Source organism: Streptomyces sp. NPDC033229 (genome assembly GCF_055576875.1).
The window spans coordinates 23,380-47,193 of the sequence record NZ_JBVIQR010000033.1 but is presented as its reverse complement, the minus strand read 5'-3'; the positions used below and the strand labels follow the sequence as shown (position 1 = coordinate 47,193).

At 74.4% G+C, this 23,814-nt stretch carries 5 protein-coding genes; all 5 read right to left on the bottom strand.

What is annotated here, in order from left to right; translation table 11 throughout:
- Window positions 1-15: 15 nt before the first annotated feature.
- From ACZ53N_RS26095 to ACZ53N_RS26075, 5 genes are read right to left on the bottom strand one after another with little or no spacing between them, the layout of a single operon-like run.
- Window positions 16-9,216: an amino acid adenylation domain-containing protein gene (locus tag ACZ53N_RS26095; protein WP_469143228.1), complete on the bottom strand. Its 9,201-nt coding sequence runs from the start codon at window positions 9,214-9,216 to the stop codon at window positions 16-18.
- Window positions 9,213-16,181: an amino acid adenylation domain-containing protein gene (locus ACZ53N_RS26090; RefSeq protein ID WP_469143227.1), complete on the bottom strand. Its 6,969-nt coding sequence runs from the start codon at window positions 16,179-16,181 to the stop codon at window positions 9,213-9,215. Before ACZ53N_RS26090 ends, ACZ53N_RS26095 begins: the two co-directional genes overlap by 4 nt.
- The gene (locus ACZ53N_RS26085) at window positions 16,174-17,109 is read right to left on the bottom strand and encodes a 3-hydroxyacyl-CoA dehydrogenase family protein (protein WP_469143226.1); all 936 of its coding nucleotides are present in this window, start codon (window positions 17,107-17,109) and stop codon (window positions 16,174-16,176) included. Before ACZ53N_RS26085 ends, ACZ53N_RS26090 begins: the two co-directional genes overlap by 8 nt.
- 33 nt (window positions 17,110-17,142) lie before the next feature.
- On the bottom strand, window positions 17,143-21,876 hold the full coding sequence (locus ACZ53N_RS26080; protein ID WP_469143225.1) for a condensation domain-containing protein: 4,734 nt from the start codon (window positions 21,874-21,876) through the stop codon (window positions 17,143-17,145).
- 28 nt (window positions 21,877-21,904) lie between these two features.
- On the bottom strand, window positions 21,905-23,782 hold the full coding sequence (locus tag ACZ53N_RS26075) for a non-ribosomal peptide synthetase (RefSeq protein ID WP_469143224.1): 1,878 nt from the start codon (window positions 23,780-23,782) through the stop codon (window positions 21,905-21,907).
- Between the last annotated feature and the right edge of the window lie 32 nt (window positions 23,783-23,814).

Genomic DNA, 23,814 nt, shown 5'->3' with positions numbered 1-23,814 from the left:
GAGTTCCTTCCTTGGTCATCGGATATCAGAAGCGTGCTCGAGCAGTTCGGCGACCGGGCGTCCCGGGGCGGACGCGAAGGCCGCCAGCAGCCGCTCCAGCTCCGCGGCGATCCGCTCGGCCCGCGTCCGGTCCACCGCGTCCGGGCGGTAGCCGAGCCGCAGGGTCAGCCGGGTGTCGTCGACGAAGGCCGCCAGGGTCAAGGGGTAGTGCGTGGCGTCGCGTCCCTCGCTGTGCTCCAGCCGCAGGCCCGGAGCGGCCCGTTCCAGGGTCGTCCGGTCCATGGGGTAGTTCTCGAAGACCAGATGGGTGTCGAAGAGCTCGCGCCGTCCCGCCAGTCGCTGGATCTCCCCCAGGCCCAGGTGGTGGTGCGGCAGCAGCCCCGCCTGTTCGTCCTGGAAGCGCAGCAGGAGGTCCCGGACCGGCTCCGCCGGGTCGATCGTCAGGCGGACCGGGACGGTGTTGATGAACAGGCCGATCATCGACTCCATGCCCGGGAGGTCGGGCTGGCGGCCGGAGACGGTCGTGCCGAACACGACGTCCCGTGTGCCGCCGAACCGGGCCAGCAGCAGCGCCCAGGCGCCCTGCACCAGGGTGTTGAGCGTGAGCCCGTCGGCGCCGACCTCGCGCAGGGACCGGGTCAGTCCGGGGGTGAGCACGGTCTCCAGGTGCCGTGTGGGCCGCGCGCCGCCGCTGGTGACCGCGGCGGTGAGCCGGGGCGGGGCGTCGGTTCCGGCGAGTGCGTCCCGCCAGGCCGCGCGCGCCGCGTCGTGGTCCCGGGCCGCCAGGACTCTCAGATGCTCCCGGTACGGGGTCACCGGGGGCAGTGCGGCCGGATCGCCGCCGTGCGCGTACAGCGTGAACAGCTCGCGCACCAGCAAGGGCATCGACCAGCCGTCCAGCACCAGGTGATGGTGGGTGAGCACCAGCCGGTACGCGCCGGCCCCCAGGGTGTACAGGGTGAACCGCAGCAGCGGCGGGCGGTCCAGGTCGAAGCGGCGGTGCAGATCGGCGTGGGCGAGCCGCTCGAAGACCCGGTCCCGGCGGGCGGCGGCCACCGGGGTGAGGTCGACGTTCCGCCACCCCGGTCTCCGTGCCGCGGTCGTGCCCGGCACCACCTGGACCGGATGGGGCAGGTCCTGGTGGACGAAGGCTGCCCGGAGGTTGGGGTGGCGCTCCAGCAGCGCCGCGCCCGCGGCGCGCAGCGCGCCCGCGTCCACCTCGCCCCGCAGGTGCAGGACGAGCTGGGCCTGGTACACGTCCGGGCTGTCCGGGGCGTACAGGGAGTGGAAGAGCAGCCCCTGTTGCAGAGCGGTCAGGGGAAGGACCTCGGCCAGGCCCGGGTAGGCCGCTTCCAGCTGGTCGATCTCCGGCTGGGCGAGCGGGACCAGGGGCAGGTCGGAGGGGCTGTGTCCGCCGGCGCCGGGGGTGCGGGCGTGCACCACCAGGGCGTCCAGGACGGTGAACCAGAGTTCCGCGAGTTCCTGGATCTCCTCCTCGGTGAACGCCCGGTCCGCCCAGGACCAGGTGGCGTGCAGCCGGGGCCCGGCCGGGCCGTCGATCGTCAGGGCATCGAGGCCCAGGAGGCGCGTCCCACCGGGCGTACCGCCCGCCCCGGACGGGTCCGGGCCCGACAGGCCGGCGAATTCCGTGGTGATGCCCCAGTCGGTCTGTGTCTCCGCCGTGATCCGGCCCAGGTAGTTGAAGCCCACCCGGGGTGCGGGGCAGGCGTGCAGCTCCGGTGCCATCCGCGGGTCGAGGTGGCGCAGTACGCCGTAGCCGATGCCCCGGTCGGGGACGGCCCGCAGTTGCTCCTTGATCCGCTTCAGTGCCCGGCCGAGCGCCGGTCCCGCGGTCCACACGTCCGTCCACGTGCACCCGGTGTTCTCCAGCCGGACCGGGAACATGCTGGTGAACCACCCCACGGTGCGGGAGACGTCCGTCTCCGGCGTGTCGGGTCGGCCGTGGGACTCCAGCTCGACGACCTGACCGCCGGGGCCCGGGGTTCGTCCCCGGCGGCGCCGCCACTCCTCCAGCGCGAGTGCCAGCCCGGTCAGCAGCACGGGTTCCGCGCCGCACCGGAAGGCCGCCGCGACCTCCGTCAGGAGGGGGCGGACGCGTTCCGGCGGCATCGACAGCGACAGCCGCCCGGTGGCGCCGCCCGCGACGGCGTCCGCGTCGTCGGCGTCGTCGACCAGCAGCTCGCCGGCGGACAGCACTTCCCTCCAGTACGGCGCCTCCACCTGTCGGGCGCCGCTGCGGCCCTGTTCGGCCAGCGACCGGGCCCATCCTCGGTAGGACGTGCCCGCACCGGGCAGGGCGGGCGTCCGGCCGGCGGCGACGGCCCGGTGGGCGGCGGCCAGGTCGGGCAGCAGGACACGCCAGGACACCCCGTCGACGGCCAGGTGGTGGATGACCAGCACCAGCCGTCCCGGCCGGGTCGGGCCGGCGTCGAGGAACACCGCCTCCAGCATCACGCCCCTGGCGGGATCCAGCCTGCCGCGCGCGGCGGCGACGGCGTCGGAGAGCAGCCCGGGCCACCGCCCGGGGCCGCCGACGGCGTCGACGCGACGGACGTGGTCCTCCGCACGGCACGCCTCGGCCGGCAGGGTCTCCGGCGTCCAGTCCGGCGACGGCCCGTCGCAGCGCAGCCGCAGGCGCAGTGCCGCATGGTGGTCGAGCAGTGCCTGGACCGAGGCGACCAGGTGTTCCGGGGTCAGCCCGGGCGGCGTGCGGATGGTGACGCACTGGCTGAACGCAGCGCGGTCGGCGCCGGGTTGTTCGCGCCACCAGTGCATGATCGGCGTCAGGGGCAGTGGCCCGACGGCCTCGCCGTCCATGGTGGGGGCCGCTCCGGTGTCCCTCCCGGCCACCTCGGCCAGTCGTGCCACGGTGGGGTGGCGGAACACGTCGCGCACGCTGATCCGCAGCCCGGCGTCATGGGCCCGGCTGACCAGTTGGATGGCCGTGATGCTGTCGCCCCCGAGAGCGAAGAAGCCGTCGTCGACGCCGACCGACCGCTCGCCGAGCAGCTCGGCGACGATGCCGCACAGCAGGCGTTCGCGGGCGGTCCGCGGCGCCCCCGGGCGCGGTACGGCCCGGGGCGGGGCGGGCAGGGCCGCGCGGTCGATCTTGTGGTTGCCGGTCAGCGGCAACCGTTCGAGGACGACGTACGCGCCGGGCACCATGTAGTCGGGCAGTACGGCGGTGGCGTGCTCCCGTACCTCCGGCTCGCTCACCGTCGCGCCGGTTTCCGGCACCAGGTAGGCGACGAGCCTCCGTTCGCCGGGCCGGTCCTCCCGGACGACCACCGCGGCCTGGCCCACTCCGCCGTGCCCGGTCAGTGCGGAGGCGACCTCGTCGGTCTCGACGCGGAAGCCCCGCAGCTTGACCTGGCCGTCGGCGCGGCCGACGAACGTCAGCACACCGTCCGGCAGCCACCGGGCCAGGTCGCCGGTGCGGTACATGCGCGCCCCCGGCGGGCCGAACGGGTCGGCCGTGAACCGCTCGGCGGTCGGCCCCGGCCGGTGGAGATAGCCCCGGGCGATGCCCGTGCCCGCGAGATACAGCTCCCCGGTCACCCCCGGCGGTACCGGTTGCAGGTGGGCGTCGAGCACATAGGCGCGACGGCCGTCGAGCGGCCGCCCGATGGGCACCGCGGCCGGGCCGCCCGGGGCCACCGGGTCGCGTGCGTCCGCCGTGTCGGCATCCGTGACGGGGTGACAGGTGGCGAACGTCGTCGCCTCGGACGGCCCGTAGCCGTTGACGACGCGTGTGGCCGTGCAGTGCCGCCGCACCGCGCGCACGGCACGTGGCGATACGACGTCTCCCCCGGTCCATACGGTGTCCACATCGCGCAGGGCGCCGGGCTTCTCCTCGGCGACCAGTTGGAAGAGACCGGCGGTGAGCCACAGGGTGGTGACGCCCGTGCCGGTGACGATCGCCTCCAGGGTCGCGAGGTCGATGTCGCCCGGCGGTGCCACCACGATCTCCCCGCCGGTCAGCAGCGGAACCCACAGCTCCATGGTCGAGGCGTCGAAGGAGTACGGGGAGTGCATCAGGACGCGCTGCGGCCCCTCCCTGCGCCAGCAGCCGTCGAGGGCGAGGGCGAGGATGTCGCCGTGGGTGACTGCCACGCCCTTGGGGACGCCGGTCGAGCCGGAGGTGTAGGTGACATAGGCGAGGTGAGCCGGGTCGGCCAGGGGCAACGGCCGGACGGGTGCGGCGGGGGCGGTGTCGCGCACGTCGACGCCCCGGGGGCCGGTGGGGGACGACCAGGCGTCGGGGGACGCGCCCGCGCCGATGACCAGCACCGGGGCCGCCGCCTCGGCCACCACGGTGGCCTGCCGGGCCTGTGGGGCCCGGGCGTCCAGGGGGACGTACACTCCGCCGCACTTGAGGATCGCCAGCACGGTCACGACGAAGTCCGCGCCCCGGTCCATGAGGACCGCGACCGGCGTCTCGGTGGTGACGCCGTACCCGGCCAGCCGTGCGGCCAGCCGGTCCGAGCGGGCATCCAGCTCCGCGTAGGTCAGCGCGTGACCGGCGGTGCGGACCGCCGGGGCGTCGGGGGTGCGGCGCACCTGCTCGGCGAACCGGCCCGGCAGGGTGCCGTGGGCGCCCGGCGGAGGGACCGCGGGAGAGGAGGTGGTGAGCAGGCGTCGGCGTTCCTCGTTCGTCAGGATGTCCACGCGGTGGACGGGGACGTCGGGATCGGCGGTCACCTGCTCCAGCAGCCGCGCGAAGCGGGCCCCGATCGCCTCGGCCGTGGCCCGGCCGAACAGCCCGGTCCGGTATTCGAGTACGCCGTCCAGGCCGAGACACGTACCGTCCGGCCCGCGGTGCTCATGGAGGCTGAAGGTCAGGTCGAACTTGGCGGCGCCGGTGGCGACGGTTCCGGTGGTGGCCGACAGCCCGGCGAGGTCGATGCGGTGCGGGGGTGCCGGGGTGACGGCGAGCATCACCTGGAACAGCGCCTGGCCGCTCGCCGCACGCTGGGGCCCGAGCGCCTCCACCACCAGGTCGAACGGCAGGTCCTGATGGGCGAAGGCCGCGAGGTCGGCCTCGCGGACCCGGGCGAGCAGCTCCCGGAACGTCAGCTCGCCGGAGGTGTCGGTGCGCAGCACCAGCGTGTTCACGAAGAACCCGACGATGTCGTCCAGACGCGCGTCGGGGCGGTCCGAGACCGCCGTGCCCACCGGGATGTCGGTGCCCGCGCCCAGACGGGTGAGCAGTGCCGCCAGCCCCGCGTGCACCACCATGAACAGGCTCGCCCGCTCGGTCGCGGCCAGTTCCGCGAGCCGGCCGTGGGTTGTGGCGGGGATGCGGAAGGTCGCGGTGGCGCCGCCGTCCTCCGTCGGCGCCGTCCGGTCGGTGGGCAGCTGGATGCGTTCCGGAAGTCCGTCGAGCGCGGCGGTCCAGTGGGTGAGCAGGCGTTCCGCGAGATCGGTGGGCCGGTCGTCGGTGCCGAGCGTCTCGCGTTGCCACAGCGTGAAGTCGGCGTACTGCGCCGGCAGCGGTGACCAGTCGGGCGGCGTGCCCCGCAGCCGGGCCGCGTAGGCCGTGCCGAGATCGGCCGCCAGCGGGTCGAGGGAGGCGTGGTCGCAGGCGATGTGGTGCAGGAGCAGCAGCAGTACCTGCTCGTCGGGTCCGACGGTGAACAGCTCTGCCCTCAGGGGCGGTTCGTCGTCCAGGCGGAAGCTGTAGCGGGCGCTCGCGGCGAGCGCGTCCGCCAGCTTCGCGGGGGCGACCGGCGTCACGGTGAGCCGGGGTCGGGCGTCGGCGGGCGGCAGGATCCGTTGGAACGCCCGGCCGGCCGTCTCCCGGACGACGGTGCGCAGGGTTTCGTGGCGTTCCGTCAGATCGGCGAGCGCCGCCCGCAGCGCCTCCTGGTCGGCTTGCCCGTCCAGGCGCAGTACCAGGGGCACGTTGTACGCGCTGTCCGGCCCGGTGAGCGAGTGGAGGAACCACAGCCGTCGTTGGGCGAAGGAGAGCGGGAGGTGCTCGGGGCGGGCGCCCGTCGGCGCCGGGCGCCCGGCGGGCCGGTCCGGCGCCCGGCCGATCCGTTCGGCGAGGGCGGCCACGGTGGGGTGCTCGAAGACGTCCCGTACGTCCAGCTCGGTGTGGAAGGCGGCGCGCACCATGCCGACCAGCCGTGTCGCGCGGAGGCTGTCGCCGCCGAGGTCGAAGAAGCCGTCGTGCGCCCCGACCGCGGTGTGGCCGAGGAGTTCGGCGTACAGGGCGGCGAGCCGCCGCTCCTGTGGCGTGCGCGGGGGGCGGGAGCGGGTGGGGGTCCGTGGGGTGGGGGCGGGCAGCGCCCGCCGGTCGAGCTTGCCGTTGGGGGTGAGCGGCAGCGTCTCCAGGAGCACGAACAGGGCGGGGACCAGGTGCTCGGGCAGGCGGGCCCGCAGATGGTCCCGCAGGCGCGCGACGTAGCGGTCGTCGTCCGCTTCCGGTCCGGTTCCGCGTGCGGGGACCACATGGGCCACCAGCCGCGGTTCCCCGGCGTCACCGGCAGGGTCCTCGGCCGCCGTGGCGGTCACGGCGGCCTGAGCCACGCCGGGGGCGGTCAGCAGCGCGGCCTCGATCTCGGCGGGCTCGATGCGGAAGCCGCGGACCTTGATCTGGTCGTCGGCCCGGCCGAGGTAGTCCAGACCGCCGTCGTTCCGCCACCGGGCGAGGTCGCCCGAGCGGTACAGCCGCGAGCCCGGCGGGCCGAACGGGTCGGCCACGAACCGCTGCGCGGTCAGGCCCGGCCGGCCCAGGTACTCCCGCGCGACGCCGGGGCCGCCGACGTACACCTCGCCCGCGACCCCGGGCGGCACCGGGCGCAGCAGGTGGTCGAGGACGTAGAGGCGGGTCGCGGGGAGGGGCGTTCCGACCGGGCTGCCGGGGCCCTCGCAGTGGCCGGCGCCGAGGTCGAGCCTGGTCGCGTGGATGGTCGTCTCGGTGATGCCGTACATGTTGACGAGGGCGGGTGAGGTGACGCCGTGCCGCTGGAACCAGGAGCGCAGCCGGGCGGGCCGCAGCGCCTCCCCACCGAAGATCACCCAGCGCAGGGCGAGGCCGCGGCCCCGCTCCGGCTCCTCCGCGTCGGCGCGGTCCAGCGCGTGGAAGGCGGACGGCGTCTGGTTCAGGACCGTCACCCGCTCCCGGACGAGCAGGTCGAGGAACTCCCGGGGCGAGCGGGTCACGTCCTGGGGGACGACGACCAGCCGCCCGCCGTGCGCGAGTGCTCCCCACATCTCCCAGACGGAGAAGTCGAAGGCGCAGGAGTGGAACATCGACCACACGTCACCGCTGTGGAAGCCGAACCCGGCCGCCGCGCCGTCCAGCAGCGCCACCGGATTGCGGTGCGGGACCACCACTCCCTTGGGTCGGCCGGTGGAGCCCGAGGTGTAGATGACGTAGGCCGGGTGGGCGGGGGTCAGGGGCTCGGTGCGGTCGGTGTCCGTCAGGTCGGCGGAGGACGACTCCTTGGGGAGCCCGGCCAGGGTGTCCGGGGTGAGGACGTGCACGGGCGCCGCGTCCGCGAGGATCATGTCGACACGCTCGGCGGGCCACTGCGGGTCGACGGGCAGACAGGCCGCGCCCGTCTTGGTGACGGCGAGGATCGCGGTGACCAGGTCGAGGGAGCGGGGCAGCACGACGGCGACGGTGCGCCCGGGGCCGGCGCCGCGCCGGACGAGCGCCCTGGCGACACGGTTGGCGCGGGCGTTGAGTTCCCCGTAGCGCACGGTGTCCTCGCCGCAGGTGACCGCCGGGGCGTGGGGGGTGCGCGCAGCCCAGCGTTCGACCAGGGCGGGCAGGGTGGTGGCCGGCTCGGGCAGGGGGCTCGTCACCCGGGGGACCGTCCGCCGCCGTTCCGCGGCCGAGAGCAGGTCGAAGTGCCCGACGGGCCGGTCGGGTTCGGTGATCAGCCGACCGAGGAGACGGACGTACCGACGGGCCTCGGCGGCGGCTTCGCGGGTGCCGTGGCGGGCGGGGTCCGCGTAGAGGTCGACGCGCAGGCCGGACCTCTGTGCCTCCGGGTGGACGGTGACGGACAGCTCCTCCACCGGGCCGACGGCGATGTGGTGCATCGCCATCGGCCGCCCGGCGAACCGCCGGCCGAAGCTGAACGGCATGACGTTCGCGGCCAGCCGGTAGAGTCCCTGCCCGGTGCCCGCCAGTTTCAGGTCGCGGTACAGGTCCTCCTGCCGGTAGTGCTGGTGGGCGAGGGCGGCGGTCACCTCGGCGCCGACGGCCCGCACCAGTTCGGCGGCTGTCCGGTCCGCGCGGACCGGCACCCGCAGGGGCACCACGTTCGACATCATGCCGGCGACGGCACGGGACGCGGCGCCGGTGCGCCCGGCGACCGGCAGCCCCAGCACCACTTCGTCGCCGCCCGTGTCCGAGCGGGCGTGGGCCAGCAGGGCCGCCGCGGCCGTCGCCACCACCGGCCACCGCACCCCCAGTTGCCGTGCCAGGGGGCGCAGGGCGGCGAAACCGGCGGCGGGCAGCCGGGCCGCGCCGCGGGCCGCGACTCCGTTCGTGGGGTCGGGGGCCGGGGCGGCCGCCCCGCGCCCGGTGGGCGTGGGGCGGCCGGCCATGCGGTCCAGCCAGAAGTCGCGGTCGGCGGCGAAGGCCGGGGAGGACCGGTAGGCGGTGTCCTCGGCCAGCAGCGCGCCCGCCGAGACCCGCGGGCCGGGCTCGGGGACCTCGCCGTTCTCCAGGGCCGCGTAGATCTCACCGAGGCGCCGGGCGAACAGGGCGCCGCCGAGGCCGTCCATGACCAGGTGGTGGCAGACCAGGTACCAGCAGACCCGGACCGGTGACAGCCGGATGAAGGCGGTCCGGAACAGCGGGCCGGTGGCGAGGTCGAAGGGGCGCGCCACATCGGCCCGCATCCACTCCACCGCGGCGGCCAGGGGTACCGGTTCGTGGCGCAGGTCCACGAACGGCACGCCCCAGCCGGGGAGCGGCCCGAGGCGCTGGTACGGCTGCTCCCCGTCCGGTTCGGCGAACCGGGCCCGGAGCGGTTCCGCCTCGTCCACGACGAGCCGGAAGGCCGTCTCGAACAGCCCCTCGTCCAGGTCGCCGGAGACCTCGAAGCCCGCGGCCACGTGATAGCGGGCCGAGCCCGGGGTGAGCTTCTGCCCCAGCCACACCCCGTGTTGCGCGGTGGAGAGGGGAAGCCCGGCGGGAGTGCCGTGGACCGGCTCGGGGTCCGTTCTCATTCGACGCCCTCCGGCAGCGTGGGAGCTCCGGCGCCCTCCGGCACCGTGGGGGTCGTTCCCAGCCGCCGGACGAGTTCCCGGCCGACCTCGCCGAGCGGGCCGGGGCGGCCCAGTTCGCCGTGCGTGCAGTCGACGGGCACCACGTCCGCGCGGCCGTCGACCATCAACGGCCGCCACAACTCGCGTGCGACGTCCGGGGAGGTCTCCCGTGCGGCGAAGACCAGCAGGTCCCCGGTGAACGGGCGCGGCTCGTGCGCGTGGGAGAGGGTGGCGTTGTTGGCGAAGATCCGGGCGACCGCCGCGACCCGCTGCTCGTCGAACGAGGCCAGCAGCCCGCTCTGCTCACGGGCGATCCGGACGAACCGCGGATAGGTCAGCGACTCGCCCTCCCAGGCGGACCGGTCGTACCCGAAGAACTCCAGCACCATCGCCAGCACGTCCCGGCCGGCGACCGATGACTCCGCCGGCGCCTCCGTGGTGGTCTCGCCGGCGGGATAGGCGTCGAGGACGGCCAGCAGGCCGACCTTCTCCCCGCTCCGCTGGAGCTGCACCGCCATCTCCTGGGCGACCATGCCGCCGAACGACCAGCCCAGCAGGTGGTAGGGACCGGTGGGCTGGACGGAGCGGATGTGGTCCAGATAGTCCGCCGCCATGTCCCGGACGGACGCGGGCAGCACCTCCTCGCCGTCGAGGCCCCTGGCCTGGAGTCCGTAGACGGGGTGGCCGGTGCCCAGCGGGCCGGTGAGCCCGGCGTATGACCAGGCGATCCCCGCCGCCGGGTGCACGCAGAACAGCGGTGGCTCTACGCCCGTCTCGCGCAGGGGCAGTAGGACCCCGATCCCGCTCTCCTGCGGCTTGCGGGTGGCGGGCAGCATGTCCGCCGGGCGCTCGGCGGTGCCGGCCACGGTGTCTTCCGTCGCGTCGCCGCCGGCCGCCAGGGCGCCGACGGCCCGGGTGGGCTCGTGGGCCGCCGTCGTCAGCAGGTCGACGAACCGGTCGGCGAGCGACTCGACCCGCTCCCGCTCCATCAGGTGCGGGCGGTAGTCGAACCGCAGCAGGAGCCGCTCGCCGCGGGCGGACACCACCAGGTTCAGCGGGAAGTGCGGGGCGTCGTCGCCGTAGGCGCGGGCCAGCTTCAGACCGGTCGCGGGCTCGGCGAGTTCGTCCGAGTCGAGGGGGTAGTTCTCGAACGCCATCACGGTGTCGAACGGGTTACCGATGTCGGTGATCCGGCGGATCTCGCCGAGGCTGATGTGGTGGTAGGGCATCAGTGCGGCCTGCTCGCGCTGGAGCCGGACGAGCAGTGAGCCCAGCCGCTCGCCCGGGTCCAGCCGGACCCGGGTCGGCACGGTGTTGATGAAGAGCCCCACCATGGTCTCCACCCCGGCGAGTTCGGCGGGCCGCCCGGAGACCACCGAACCGAACACCACATCGGTGTTGCCCGTCTCCTGGCCGAGCAGGATGCCCCAGCCCGCCTGGAGCACGGTGTTGGCCGTGACGCCATGGCGGCGGGCCATGTCCATGAGGGCCACCGTCGTGTCCGCGCTGAGTTCCACGGTCACGAACCGCGGTGTCAGGGGCTCCCCGTCGCCCTCGCCCCGTGCGATCAGGGTGGAGGCGGTCAGCCCGGACAGCGCGTCACGCCACGCCGCTTCCGCCTTCGTTCCGTCGGTCCTCTCCAGCCAGGACAGGTACTCGCGGAAGGGGGTGATGGCCGGCAGGGCCGCCGTGGCACTGCCGTCCGCGGTGGGCGCGGTGTCCTCGTAGAGCGCGAACAGCTCCCGCAGCACGACGGGCAGCGACCAGCCGTCCAGAATGATGTGATGCGTCGTCAGGACGAAGCGGCGCCGGTTGTCGCCCATGTCCACGAGCATCATGCGCAGCATCGGCGGCTTGGTGGGTTCGAAGCGGCGACCGCGCTCGTGCGACAGCAGCCGGTCGATCTCCTCCTCCTGCCGGTCCCCCGTCAGCCCGCTCACGTCCTCCTCGCGCCAGGGCAGTTCGGCCCGGGAGCCGAAGACCTGCACCGGCTCGACGAGTCCTTCGTGGACGAAGGCGGCGCTCAGGTTGGTGTGCCGTTCCAGGAGCTTCTGACCGGCGGCACGCAGTCGCGCGGGATCCAGATCACCGACGAGCTCCAGCCACACCTGCACGGTGTAGACGCTGTGTTCGCCCTCCAGCGCCGCCTGCTCGGCGCTCAGCCCGCTGACCAGGACGTGGTACAGCAGGCCCTGTTGCAGCGGCGACAGCGGAAGGATCTCCTCCAGGCCGGGGTAGTCGCCCTCCAGCCGCTCGACGTCCTCCTGGCCGAGCTCGGCCAGCGGGAAGTCGGACGGTGTGCGGCCGCCCGCGCCGGGCTCCGCGGCGTGTGCCGCGAGCTCGTCGAGGATCTCGAACCAGGTCGTGCCCAGTTCGTCGACGAGCCGCTCGTCGAGGATCCCGTCGGCCCAGGTGAGGCTGACGCCCAGCTCGGGCCCCCGCTCGGTGTCCTGGGTCAGTGCGGTGATCTCCAGCGGGTGGGCCAGCGGCATGTCGGCGTCGGCCCCGGCGCTCATGCCCGTCTCGGGCGCGGGACCCCAGTCCCGCTCCCCCGACGCGGCGGGCAGGAGGAACCGCCCGAAGTAGTTGAACCCGATGTGCCGCGGCGGGGCGGCGGCCAGCGTGGCCGAGGTCTCCGGGTTCAGATGGCGCAACAGACCGAAGCCGATGCCCTTGTCGGGGATCGCCCGCAGCTGTTCCTTCACCCGCCGCAGCGCCCGCCCCAGCTCGCGGCGGGAGCCGTGCCCGGTCGCCGCTGCGTCGGCCCCGGGGACCCCGGGCGCGAGACGTACCGGGTACATGCTGGTGAACCATCCGGCGGTGCGGGAGAGGTCCGCGCCGGGGACGACGGGCTCACGTCCGTGTCCCTCCACGTCGATCACCACGTCCCGCTCGCTGCCCAGGGTGCGCTGCACGGCCAGTGCCAGCGCGGTGAGCAGCACGTCGTTGATCTCGCAGTGGAAGGCCGCGGGGATGGTGCTGAACAGGTGCCGGGCCCGGTCGGACCGGTAGGTCATCGCGCGGGAGCGCGCGTGGGCCGTGGTGTCCCGGGCGGGGTCCATGGGCCGGTTCGCCAACTGCGGTCCTGGAGTGCGGAGGATGTCGGTCCACAGCGGCAGTTCGGACGTCCGCCGCTCCTCGCGCGCCTGCTCGGACAGCGCACGGCTCCAGTGCCGCAGCGGGGTCTCCACCGGGCGCAGCCGCGGAGCGCGGCCCGCCTCCAGGTCCTGGTACGCCCCGACCAGGTCGGGTACGAGGATGCGCCACGACACCCCGTCGCAGGCGAGGTGGTGGGCCATGAACATCAGCCGGCCCGGCGCGTCGGGGCCCGCGTCCAGCAAGACGACGCGCACCATCGTCCCGGCCTGGACGTCCAGTTGCCCCTTGGCCCGCTGCGCCTCGTCCGCGAGGGTCTCCCCCAGGTCGTCGAGACCTCGGACGTCGACCCGCCGAACGCAGGAGGAGGCGTCCACGGAGCCGGCCGGCCGTACCTCGAGCCGCCAGTCGGCCGACGACCGGTCGAGCCGCAGCCGCAGGGCGTCGTGGTGGTCCACGAGCTGCCGCACGGCCTTGACCAGCAGGTCCTCCCGCAGCCCACCGGGGACCTGGAGGAGTACGGCCTGGTGGAAGCCGTCGATGGGGCCGTCGAGTTCGCGGAGCCAGTGCATGATCGGGGTGAGGGGCACCTCGCCGACACCGGAGACGGTGTGCTCGCTCTCCGCACGCGTCGTCTCGCGCGCGGCGGCGGCCAGCGCCCTGACGGTCTTGTACTCGAAGATGTCCTGCGGGGTGAGGACCAGTCCCGCCTGGCGCAGCCTGCTGACCAGTTGGATCGACATGATGCTGTCGCCGCCGAGGTCGAAGAAGCTGGCGTCCACGGGGACCTCGGGGCGGCGCAGCACCTCCGAGAAGACCCGCGCGACCTGCTGCTCGCGCGACGCGTCCGGGGCCGGGGCCGTGTGGGACACGCCGGGCCCGTGGGTCGGCTCGGGCGCCTCGGCCGCGACGGCGGAGACCGGCCGGGGGTCCTCAACGGCGGGCTCGGTGGCGGTCGTGGGTACCGGCACCGCCTCGCGGTCGAGCTTGCCGCTGGGGGTGCGCGGCAGTGACCGCGCCCAGCTCAGCTCGCCCGGGACGAGGTGGGCCGGCAGCCGCTCGGCCGTCCACTCCCGCAGCCGCTCGACGGCGAGGGGAGCGGCTCCGGCGGCGGGCACCGCGTAGGCGACGAGCCGGGCGTCACCGGCCGCGTCCTTGACCACCGAGGCCATGGCCTCGGCCACCCCCGGGTGAGCGGCGAGCACCGTCTCCAGCTCGCCCAGCTCGATACGGAAACCGTTGATCTTGACCTGCCCGTCCACTCGGCCGAGGAAGTCGAGGTGTCCGTCCTCGCGCCAGCGGGCGAGATCGCCGGTCCGGTACATCCGGCTGCCGGGCGGGCCGAACGGGTCGGCCACGAAGCGTTCGGCGCTGAGACCCGGTCTGCGCAGATAGCCCCGCGCCAGTCCGTCGCCCGCCAGGTACAGCTCGCCGCGCCGCCCGGGTGCGACCGGCTGGAGCGATCCGTCGAGCACATAGGCGCGTACGTGCCGCAGCGGGCGGCCGATGGGCGGCGTGTGCCCGGCCGGGGCGGCGTCGGAGGACCAGGCGGTGGCGTACACCGTGGCCTCGGTCGGGCCGTACACGTTGAGGAGCCGGGTGCCGGGCATGGTCTCCCCGACCCGGTCGGCGATCGCCGCGGGAAGTGCCTCGCCGGCCATCGACAGGGTCCTGGCGGACAGCCGGAGGCCGCCGAAGTCCATGAGCTTCGCGAAGACCGAGGGGATCGCGCACAGCAGACCGCCCGACCAGCGCGGCGGGTCGCCGTCCAGCAGCGACAGCAGATTGCCGACCACCTCGACGCTGCCGCCGGTCGCGAGCGCGGGGAAGATCTCGGCCACCGATACGTCAAAGCTGAACGACGTGGCGGCCAGGGTGTGTGCCAGCGCCTCGGCGCCGAACTCGGCGCTCGCCCAGGCGATCAGCGGGACCACGTTGCGGTGGGGGACGACGACGCCCTTGGGGGTTCCGCTGGAGCCGGAGGTGTAGATGACGTAGGCGGGGTGCGCGGGCAGCAGGGCCGCGGTGCGGTCCGCGTCGGTGGGGGCCTGCGGGGAGCAGCGGCCGAGCTCGCGGACGGTGTCCGGGGTGTCCAGCGCGAGCAGCGGCGCCGACAGGACGCCGAGGTCCCGGCCGGTGTCGGCGGCGCTTGCCAGCACGCAGTCGGGCCGCGCGTCGTCGATCATGTAGCGGAGGCGTTCGGCCGGGTAGGCCGGGTCGAGCGGCAGGTACGCGGCACCGGTCTTGAGGACCGCGAGCATCGCGACGATCGTGTCGGCCGAGCGGGGCAGCAGCAGACCGACGATCCGCTCCGGGCCGGCACCCCGGCCGATCAGCAGATGGGCGAGCCGGTTGGCCCGCTCGTGGAGTTCGCCGTAGGTGAGGCTGCTCGTACCGTCCTTGACCGCGACCGCCTCGGGGTGCCGGGCCGCGGCATTCTCGAGCAGTGCCGTGAGGGTTCCCGCCGGGGGCCGCTCGTCGGCCGATGCCCAGGACCGCACGGCGGCCAGCTCCTCGGGATCGAGGAGTCCGAAGGCGCTCACCGGCCGGCCGGGGGCGGCCGCCGCGGCGGACAGCAGGCGCGCGAACCGCCGCCCGTGAGCCGCGAGTTCAGCGGAATCGTAGCGGCCCGGGGCGCCGAGGAAGACGACCCGCAGGCGACGGTCCGCGGGGTCCTCGTCGATCACGATGCGCAGGTCCGGCGCCGCTTCGGCGCCGAGCCGGCGGACGACGGCCGCGAGGGCGCCGAAGCGGATACGCGGCCCGGGGGTCCGGACGTCGACGATCGGCCCGTACAGGCGCGGTTCGGTGCCCGGCAGCCCGAGTTCCCGGCACAGCTCGCTGTGCCGCAGCCTCTGGTGGGTCCGGACGCGGCGGCTCTCCTCGGTCACCTGTCCCACGAGGCCGGCGAAGCCGGTGCCGGGCCGTACGGTCAGCCGCAGGGCCGCGATGTCCTCGGCGGCGCCGGGGGCGCGCTGGGCGGCGCTGCTCGGCCGTCCGTCCACGGGCACGCCCAGCACCACGTCGGTGGCACCGGTCATCCGGTGCGTGTACGCGGCCACGGCGGCCAGCAGGACGGCTCCCGGCCGGGTACCGCTGTAGCGGGCGGCCGCGTGCACCCGGTCGGTGTCGGCGGCGGTGAGGACGACCGGGTGGACGGGACCGTCGACGGCGTCGGTGGCGTCCTGGGCGAGTGTCACCGGCTCGGGCCGGTCGGCGAAGCGCTCCCGCCAGAACGCGAGGTCCCGGCCGTGGGCGTCGGACTCCCGGTACGCGGCCTCCTCGGCCGCCGGCCGGGCGAGCGGCACCAGGGCGCCGTCCTGGGGCGGGTGTCCCTCGACGCGCGCGGTGTACACCTCCGCGACACGGCGGGTGACGAGCGAGCAGCTGTGGCCGTCGACGACCGCCCGGTGGTGCCGGTGGAACCAGTGGAAGCGGTCCGGGGCGAGGCGGAGCAGGGCCTGGGCGGACGCGGCACTGCCGGGCAGGGGTGCCCGGGCGAGCTCGGCCCGTACCCACTCCTCGGCCGCCGCCACGGGGTCGGGCTCGGCACCGAGGTCCACGACGGTCAGCGGGAGACCGTCGGTGGTCTCCAGGGCCGGGGGCTCGTCCGCGCCCGGGGTGCTCGCGGCGAACCGCAGCCGCAGCGCGTCGGCCTCCGAGACGACCTGGGCCGCCGCGTCCTCGAACACCGCGGTGTCCAGGGGCCCGTGGATCTCCACGACGTCGGCGACACAGGGGCCGGGGCCGCCCGGGGTGTCCCGCGACGCGTGCCACGCCTCCTGGCCCGCGGCGGACATCGTGACGTGTCTGCTCCGGTGGTCAGCCATGGCGGATCTCTCCTCGCTCGACGCGCTGGTGCTGTGCATAGGGGTGGAAGCCGCCACCGGCCTTGCGGCCGGTCCTGCCTTCCGCGACGAGGCGGGCGAGCAGGTCGCACGGCCGGAAGCGCTCGTCGCCGGTGTGCTCGCGCAGCACCTCCAGCGAGTCGAGGACCGTGTCGAGACCGATGAGGTCGGCGGTGCGCAACGGACCCATGGGGTGGCCGAAGCAGTCCTGGAAGACGCGGTCCACGGTGTCGGCGTCGGCCGTGCCCTCGCCCAGCACCGTTGCCGCCTCGTTGAGCGTCAGCATCAGCACGCGGTTGGTCACGAAGCCGGGTGCGTCCCCGACGACGAGGGGCCGCTTGCCGATCCCCGCCAGGAAGGCCGTCGTCAGCTCCAGGGTGTGGTCACTGGTCCTCGGCGCCCGGATGACCTCCACGGCGTCCTTGAGGGGCGCCGGGTTCATGAAGTGGGTGCCGATCACCCGGTCGGGGCGGCCGGTGAAGGACCCGAGCCGGGTGATGGGGATGCACGAGGTGCAGGACGCGAAGACCGTGTCCGGTCCGCACACCTCGTCCAGGCGCCGCAGGATCTCCTCCTTGAGCGACTCCTTCTCCCGCGCGCACTCGACCACGAAGACGGCGGGGGCCAGGTCGGCGAGGTCGGCGGACCACGTCACGCGTTCCTCGGGACGCGCCGCCCCGGCCGGGACCCGCAGTCCGTCCCGCCGTCGCAGCATGTGAGCCATCCGCATCCCGGCGCGCAGACGGGCGGGCCCGGCGTCCAGCGCCTCGGGGACGGGGTCGACGAGCACCACCGGGTGCCCGGCCTCCGCGAAGCACTGCGCGACACCGATGCCCATGGTTCCGGCGCCGACGACGCCGACGGTCGCGCCGGCCGCCACGGCCGAAGCGGTGTTCTGGTGTTCACCCACGGTGGGGGATCTCCTTCGGTTCGGTCCGTGCCGTCAGTCGGCGTGCGAGGCGGTGGCGAACGGCGGCCCGGCGAGCGGTGCCCCGGGGTCGTGGGCGGCGGCACGTACCACCGCGACCAGGTCGTCGGCGAGCGCGGTGACCGTCGCGGCGTCGAACAAGTCCGTGCGGTACGCGACCGATACGTGCAGTCCGGCCGGTTCGGGCCCCTCGACCACGGACCAGGCGAGGTCGTGAACGGCCCTGACGGTGGGCGGGGTGATGCCTCCGTGGGTGTAGGTGACGTCGAACAGCGGGGGCCGACCGGGCTCCCGGCTCAGGGCGAGGGCCTGCTCGATGTCGGCGAGACGCACGTCGCGGTGGTGCTCCCCGGCGGCGATGCCCGCCCGCACCCGCTCGGTGAGGGCGTCGTGGGCGGGGTCGTCGGCCAGGGATATCCGCAGGGGCAGCAGGCTTCCCCGCACGTCGACGCCGATGACCACCTCGTCGGTCTCGGCGCGTCGGCCGAGCAGTGCGGCGATGCCCGCGAGCAGCCCGTCCCGGGCACCGGAACGGATCAGCGAGGCCGCGAGGTCGTCGGGGATCGTGAACGTGTGGCAGGCGCCGGGCCCGTCCGGGCCGCTGCCGACCGGGCGCGACCGGTCGGCGGGCAGCTCGAAGGCCGCCATCCCGGTCAGGGTCTTCTTCCAGTAGTCGAGATGGTCGTCCTCGGTGGGCCGGGCGTGCTCCTCGGAGGCGGGCGGCGCGGGACGGTGCGGGGGCCGGGCGGGCAGGTCCCCGTACCGGGTGTCCGCGTCGGCCGCGGCGGCGCGCAGCAGCTCCAGCAGGGAGTCGGTCAGGGCCGCGATCGTGGCGGCGTCGAAGAGCTGCGTGGCGTACTCCACGACGACGTCGAGGGAGTCCTCGCCCGACCGCTCGGCGACCACCATGGTGATGTCGAACTTGGCCGTGCCCGGGGGCAGTCCGGGGAAGTACGGGCCGGTGTCCTCGTCGCTGCCCGCCCCGAAGAGGTTCTCGCCGAAGTTGACGTTCGGCGGCAGCGTCTGATGGACGTACATCACGTCGAAGACCGGGTTCCGGCCCGGGTCACGCCGGTTCGCGACCTCGCGGACGATCTTGTCGAACGGGATCTCCTGGTGGTCCAGCGCGCCGAGCACGACTGTGCGGACCTGATGCAGCAGCTCCCGGAAGGTCGGATCACCGGAGAGGTCGCTGCGCAGCGCGACGGTGTTGTTGAAGAAGCCGAGCAGGTTCCACAGTTCGGGGCGGCTGCGGCCGATGGTCGGGGTGCCGATCACGATGTCCCGCTGGCCGGACCAGCGGGAGAGCAGCACCTTGAGCCCGGTGAGCAGCACCATGAACAGCGTGGCCGTCTCCCGACCGCCCACCGCCCTGAGATCACGGACGAGTTCGGCGGGGATGGTGAAGCCGTGCGACGCCCCGGTGAAGTCCATGCGGGTGGGGCGCGGCCGGTCGGTGGGGAGTGCGAGGGCGGGGGGATCGGTCAGCCGGTCGCGCCAGTAGTCCAGTTCGCCGTCGAGCCGGGAGCCGTGCATCAGCTCCCGCTGCCAGCGGGCGTAGTCGCGGTACTGCACGGGCAGCGGCGCGGGCCGGTGCACCCGGCCCTCGGTGCGGGCGGTGTAGAACTCCATGAGCTCCGTCCGCTGGATCTGGGGTGCCCAGCCGTCGTTCACGGCGTGGTGCATCACCCAGCACATGAGGTAGTCGTCGGGGGCGCAGCGCACGACGGTGACGTTGACCAGCGGGTCACGGGCCAGGTCGAGGACCCGGTCGGTGGCGGCCTCGGCGGCCGCCCGGGCGGCGGTCACCGGGTCGGGTTCGGCGCATACGTCCACGTAGTGGAAGAAGTCGCCCAGTTCGGGCCGGATGACCAGGTGGGGCCGCCCGTCCTCCTCGACGAAGTTGGAGCGCAGGACCTCGTGCCGCCGGGCCAGGTCCTCCCAGGCGAGCCGTACGGCCTCGACGTCCAGCGGGCCGAGGTGCCGGGAGACGCCGGGCAGGTTGTAGAGCGTGGTGGTCGGGTCGAGCTGGTGGTGGAACCACATGCGTTCCTGCCCGTAGGACAGCACGAGTTCCGGGCCGGGGTGGATCGGGGGCAGGTGGTGTCCGTCGTCGTCCGACGGGGCTACGGGGGCCGCCACGGTCGGCGCGGCGGGCTCGGTCGTCACCTCGCGCACAGCCGGCCGCGCTTCGGTTCCGGCCAGGCGGGCGGAGAGGGCGCCTGCGAGATCACCGACGACGGGGTGATCGTAAATGTCCACCAGCTTTAGGTGGACGTCGTAACGCTGTCGTGCGCGTTCGACGAATTGCAATCCGATGATGGAGTTTCCGCCGATGGCGAAGTAGTCGTCGTCGGCCGCGACCTCATCGGCGTGAAGCAGTTCGGTCAGGGACTCCTGGAGCCAGCTCAGCACCGACTGCGGTTCGGGCGCTGTACCGGGCACGGCTGCCGGCACCGGCAGGGGCGCGTGCTCGGGCTCCGGCGGCGGGGTGGTCCGGGTGGGCGGGGGCGCCACCGCGCTCGCCACCGTCTGCCGGGCGCCCTCGACACCGTCGAAGGAGATGACCTCGCCCAGGGGCAGGGCCCAGCAGCGGACGCCGTGGAGCCGGGGGCCGGGCAGCGCCGCCCGGCGGCCCGCTCCCCGGCCGGGACCCGCGTCGGCCGCCGCCGCGGACCAGTCGGGGTCCCATCCCCGCTCATACAGCCGGGCGAGCACGTCGAGCACGCCGTCCGTGCCGGACCCCAGGGTGAGCACGGTGGCGTCGGGCCGGTCGGCGAGGTGCTCCGTCAGCAGTGCGCCGAGCTCTCCCCGGGCCGCGAGTTCGACGAAGACCACGGGTCCGGCGGCGAGTTGTTCGTCCGCCGCGGCGCGCAGTCGTTCCGGCCGGACGGGCGTTCCGGCCACGGCCGGGTCCGCACCGCTGGTCGCCTGTTCCAGCGCGGCCGTGTCGGCGGGGGTCAGGGCGTCCCTCACGTGACGGACGGCGTACCGGGAGATCCCGGAACTGATCAGGCCGTCCGGCACCACTCCGGCGCGGGTGAGCCGGGCGTGGGCCGCGAGCTGGCCCTGGACCATCGCGGCGCGGTCGGCCGGCACGGGCAGGTGGTCCGGCAGCGGGTCGGAGCCCGGCAGCGGCACCGGTTCGGCGTCGCCGGACAGCAGGAACACCACGCGGGGAGCCGCCCCTGCCGTCGGCTCCCGGTGGGTGTCGAGCCGCTGCCAGGTGGCCTCGGCGGCCAGCGCGACCGCCAGCTCGGAAGTCCGGCGTGCCACCACGCCGACGCGGTACGGGTGGTGGTCCCGGCCCTCGTTCAGCGTCCGGGCGATGTCGGCCGGCGGCCGGTCGCTGTACCGCAGTTCGAGCGAGAGCCGCTCGCAGAGGGTGACGAGGTCCGCCCGGGTGCGGGCGGACACGCCGACCAGCCGGGCCGCGTCGGCCCCGGGTCCGCCGTGGCCGCCGGGCGGCACGGTGGTCGGGGGCGCCTGCTCCACCACGCAGTGCGCGTTGATGCCACCGAGGCTGAACGAGCTGATCCCCGCCCGGCGGACATCGTCGTCCCGCCACGGCCGGAGCGCGGTCACGACCTCCAGTCGGGCACCGTCGAGATCGACCTCGTCCGCCGCGCGTTCGAAGTGCAGGGAGGGGTACAGCTCGCCGTCGCGCACACTGAGGATGGTCTTGACCAGACCGGTGATCCCCGCGGCGTGGTCCAGGTGCCCGACGTTGGTCTTCACCGAACCGACCGCGAGGCGCCGGCCGTTCCCGGGGCGGGCGAGGGCCAGCCCCTCCGCCTCGACGGCGTCGCCGAGCCGGGTGCCGGAGCCGTGCGCCTCGATGTAACCGGCTGATCCGATGTCCAGGCCGGCGCGGTGCCACGCCTTGCGGATCACCTCGGCCTGGGACCGGGCGCTGGGGGTGGCGATGGTCGCGGAGTGCGCGCCGTTGTGCAGCACGGCGCTGCCGCGGATGACCGCGTGGACGAACGCCCCGTCGGCCAGGGCCCGGTCGAGGGTGGTGAGCAGCAGGACGGCGCCTCCCTCGCCAGCGCCGGCGCCGTCCGCCCGGTGGTCGAACGCCCGGGATCTGGCCGTCGGCGAGCTGATGCCGGGGAAGGCCGCCACGCCGGCCGCCGGGGCCACGATCGGGCGGAGGCTGACGCCGCCGACCACCGCGTAGTCCGCGTCGCCGTCGCGGAGTTCGCGACAGGCCTGGTGCACGGCCACGAGCGAGCCGTTGCAGCCGGTGTCCACGCCGTAACAGGGGCCCGTGAACCCGAAGAGGTGGGAGATCCGGGCGGGCAGTCCGAAGGGGATGTTCCCCATCAGGCTGAGGGTGCCCTGCTCGCGGACCAGCGGCGCGTAGCCGGTGCCGGGCGAGCTGAAGATGACGGCGGTGCGGCTGTCCCGCAGACCGGCGGCGGCGTATCCGGCGCTCTGCAGGACGTCGTGGGTGAGGTGGAGGGCGAGCCGGTGCTGGGGGTCGGTCACCTCGGCCTCGCGCCGCGACAGACCGAAGTACTCGTGGTCGAACAGGTCGATCCGGTCCAGGTAGCCCAGCTCCGGGTAGTCCACGGACGGGTCGAGGCAGGTGGACTCGACCCGCTCGCGGGGGATCGGCCGTACCGAGTCGACGCCCTTGCGCAGATTCTCGCGGAACTCCTCGAGGGTGTCGGCCTGGGGAAGCCGGGTGGCGATGCCGATCACCGCGACGGCCGGTCCGCCCTGCGTCGTAGCGGTCTCGCTCATGTCACCGTTCCGTTCATGCTTCCTGCCTTCACAGCTCGTACGCGGTCGGGTGGGCGGGGGTTTCGCCCCCGGTGCCCGTACCCAGGCGGCCGTGGATCGCGGCGGCCTGGGCGGAGATCGTGATCAGGTCGAACAGCTCCCCCATGCGCAGCACTCCGGGCCACTCGTGGTCCAGCCGGGCGTGCAGGTCGATGACCTTCAGCGAACTCCCCCCGACGGCGAAGAAGTTGTCGTCGAGTCCGATGTCGGAGTGCCGCAGGACGGCCGCCCAGATCCTGCCGAGGGTGCGCTGGTCACCGGTCCAGTCCCGCCGCGCCGGGTCCTCGCCTGCCGGATCGCCCGCGGGGACGAGGTCCCGCAGCGCGGCCCGGTCGGCCTTGCCGCTGGTGCTCCGCGGCATGCGGGCCACGGGGACGAACCGTTCGGGGACCGCCTGTTCCACGAGGGAGGCGAGGCAGTGCCGGCGCAGGTCCGCTCCGGCGGGCGCCGGGGCCCCTGGCGCCTTGGGGGTGACGAAGGCGATCAGTCGCGGTTCGTCGCCGTCGGTCCTCTCGCAGTTCACCACGGCCTGCCCGACGGCCGGGTGGTTCTCCAGGACGCTTTCGATCTCGCCGAGTTCGACGCGGGCGCCCCGGATCTTCACCTGGAGATCGGTCCTGCCGCGGTAGTGCAGCGCGCCCCGCTCGTCGGTGACGGCGAGATCGCCGGTGCGGTAGAGGCGCGCCCCGGGCGGCCCGAACGGGTCCGCGACGAAGCGCTCGGCGGTCCTGCCGGGCGCTCCCGCGTATCCGAGGGCCACGAACGCGCCCCCGATGTACAGCTCGCCCAGCTCCCCGGCGGGCACCTCGCGCAGCCGCCCGTCCAGCACCCTCGCCCGGGCGCCCGGCCAGGGCCGGCCGATGGGGATCCGGTCCCAGGAGGCGTCCAGGCCGGGCTGGACCACGCAGGAGATGGTGGTCTCGGTGGGGCCGTACTCGTTGACCAGCAGCGTGCCGGGCAACCGTGCGTGGTGGGTGCGCACCAGTTCCGGTGTGCACTCCTCGCCGGCGACCACGACCAGCCGCAGGGTGTCCGGCAGCAGCCGGCTCTCCGCCAGCAGCGCCCGGTAGTAGGAGGGGACGACGACGAGGTGGGTCGCGTGGTGCTCGCCCGCGAGCCGGGCCAGTTCCCCCACCTGTCGCAGCTGCCGCAGGTCGGGCAGCAGCAGCGTGTGGCCGTTGCAGAACGACCAGAACATGCCGCCGAGCATGCCGTCGAAGGACAGCCGCATGGCCATGAGGAAGGTCGACGGTTCGGTGCCGTAGACCTCGGCCCGGCAGCCGATGGACGCCGCGAGCTGGGCGCGGCTGACCATGACCCCCTTCGGGGGACCGGTCGATCCGGAGGTGTGGACGAGGTAGGCGGGGGTGCCTTCGGGGACGGGTGGGAACCAGTCGTCCGGAGTGCGGACGCCCGCCTCGACGAGGCCCGCGACCGTGAGTCCGGTGGCGTCGAGCACGGTCGGCGGGTCGGCGTCGTCGCCCGGGTCCGGCTCGGGCGCGTCCCCGAGGATCACCGCGCAGTCGGTGTCCCGCAGCAACTGCCGCACTCGCGAGGGCGGCAGGTCCGGTTCGATGGCCGACCACGCCGCACCGGTCCGTAAGGAGGCCAGAACCGCGATGACGGCGAGGGCGCTCGGCTCGACGCGGACGCACACGACCCGGCCCGGCCGGGCGCCGCGCTGCCACAGCAGCCGGGCGAGCCCGGCCGAGGCCCGGTCGAGTTCGCGGTAGGTGAGAGTCTCTCCCCCGATGACCAGGGCGGTCGCCTCCGGTCCTCGGGCGGCCTGCCGCCGGAAGGCGGACAGGACCGACCACGGCTCCTGGTCCGTTCCGTCGTGGTGTCGGGCACCGGTGCGCACCGCCATGGTCTCCCCTTTCACTCTGGGCTCACTCCGCT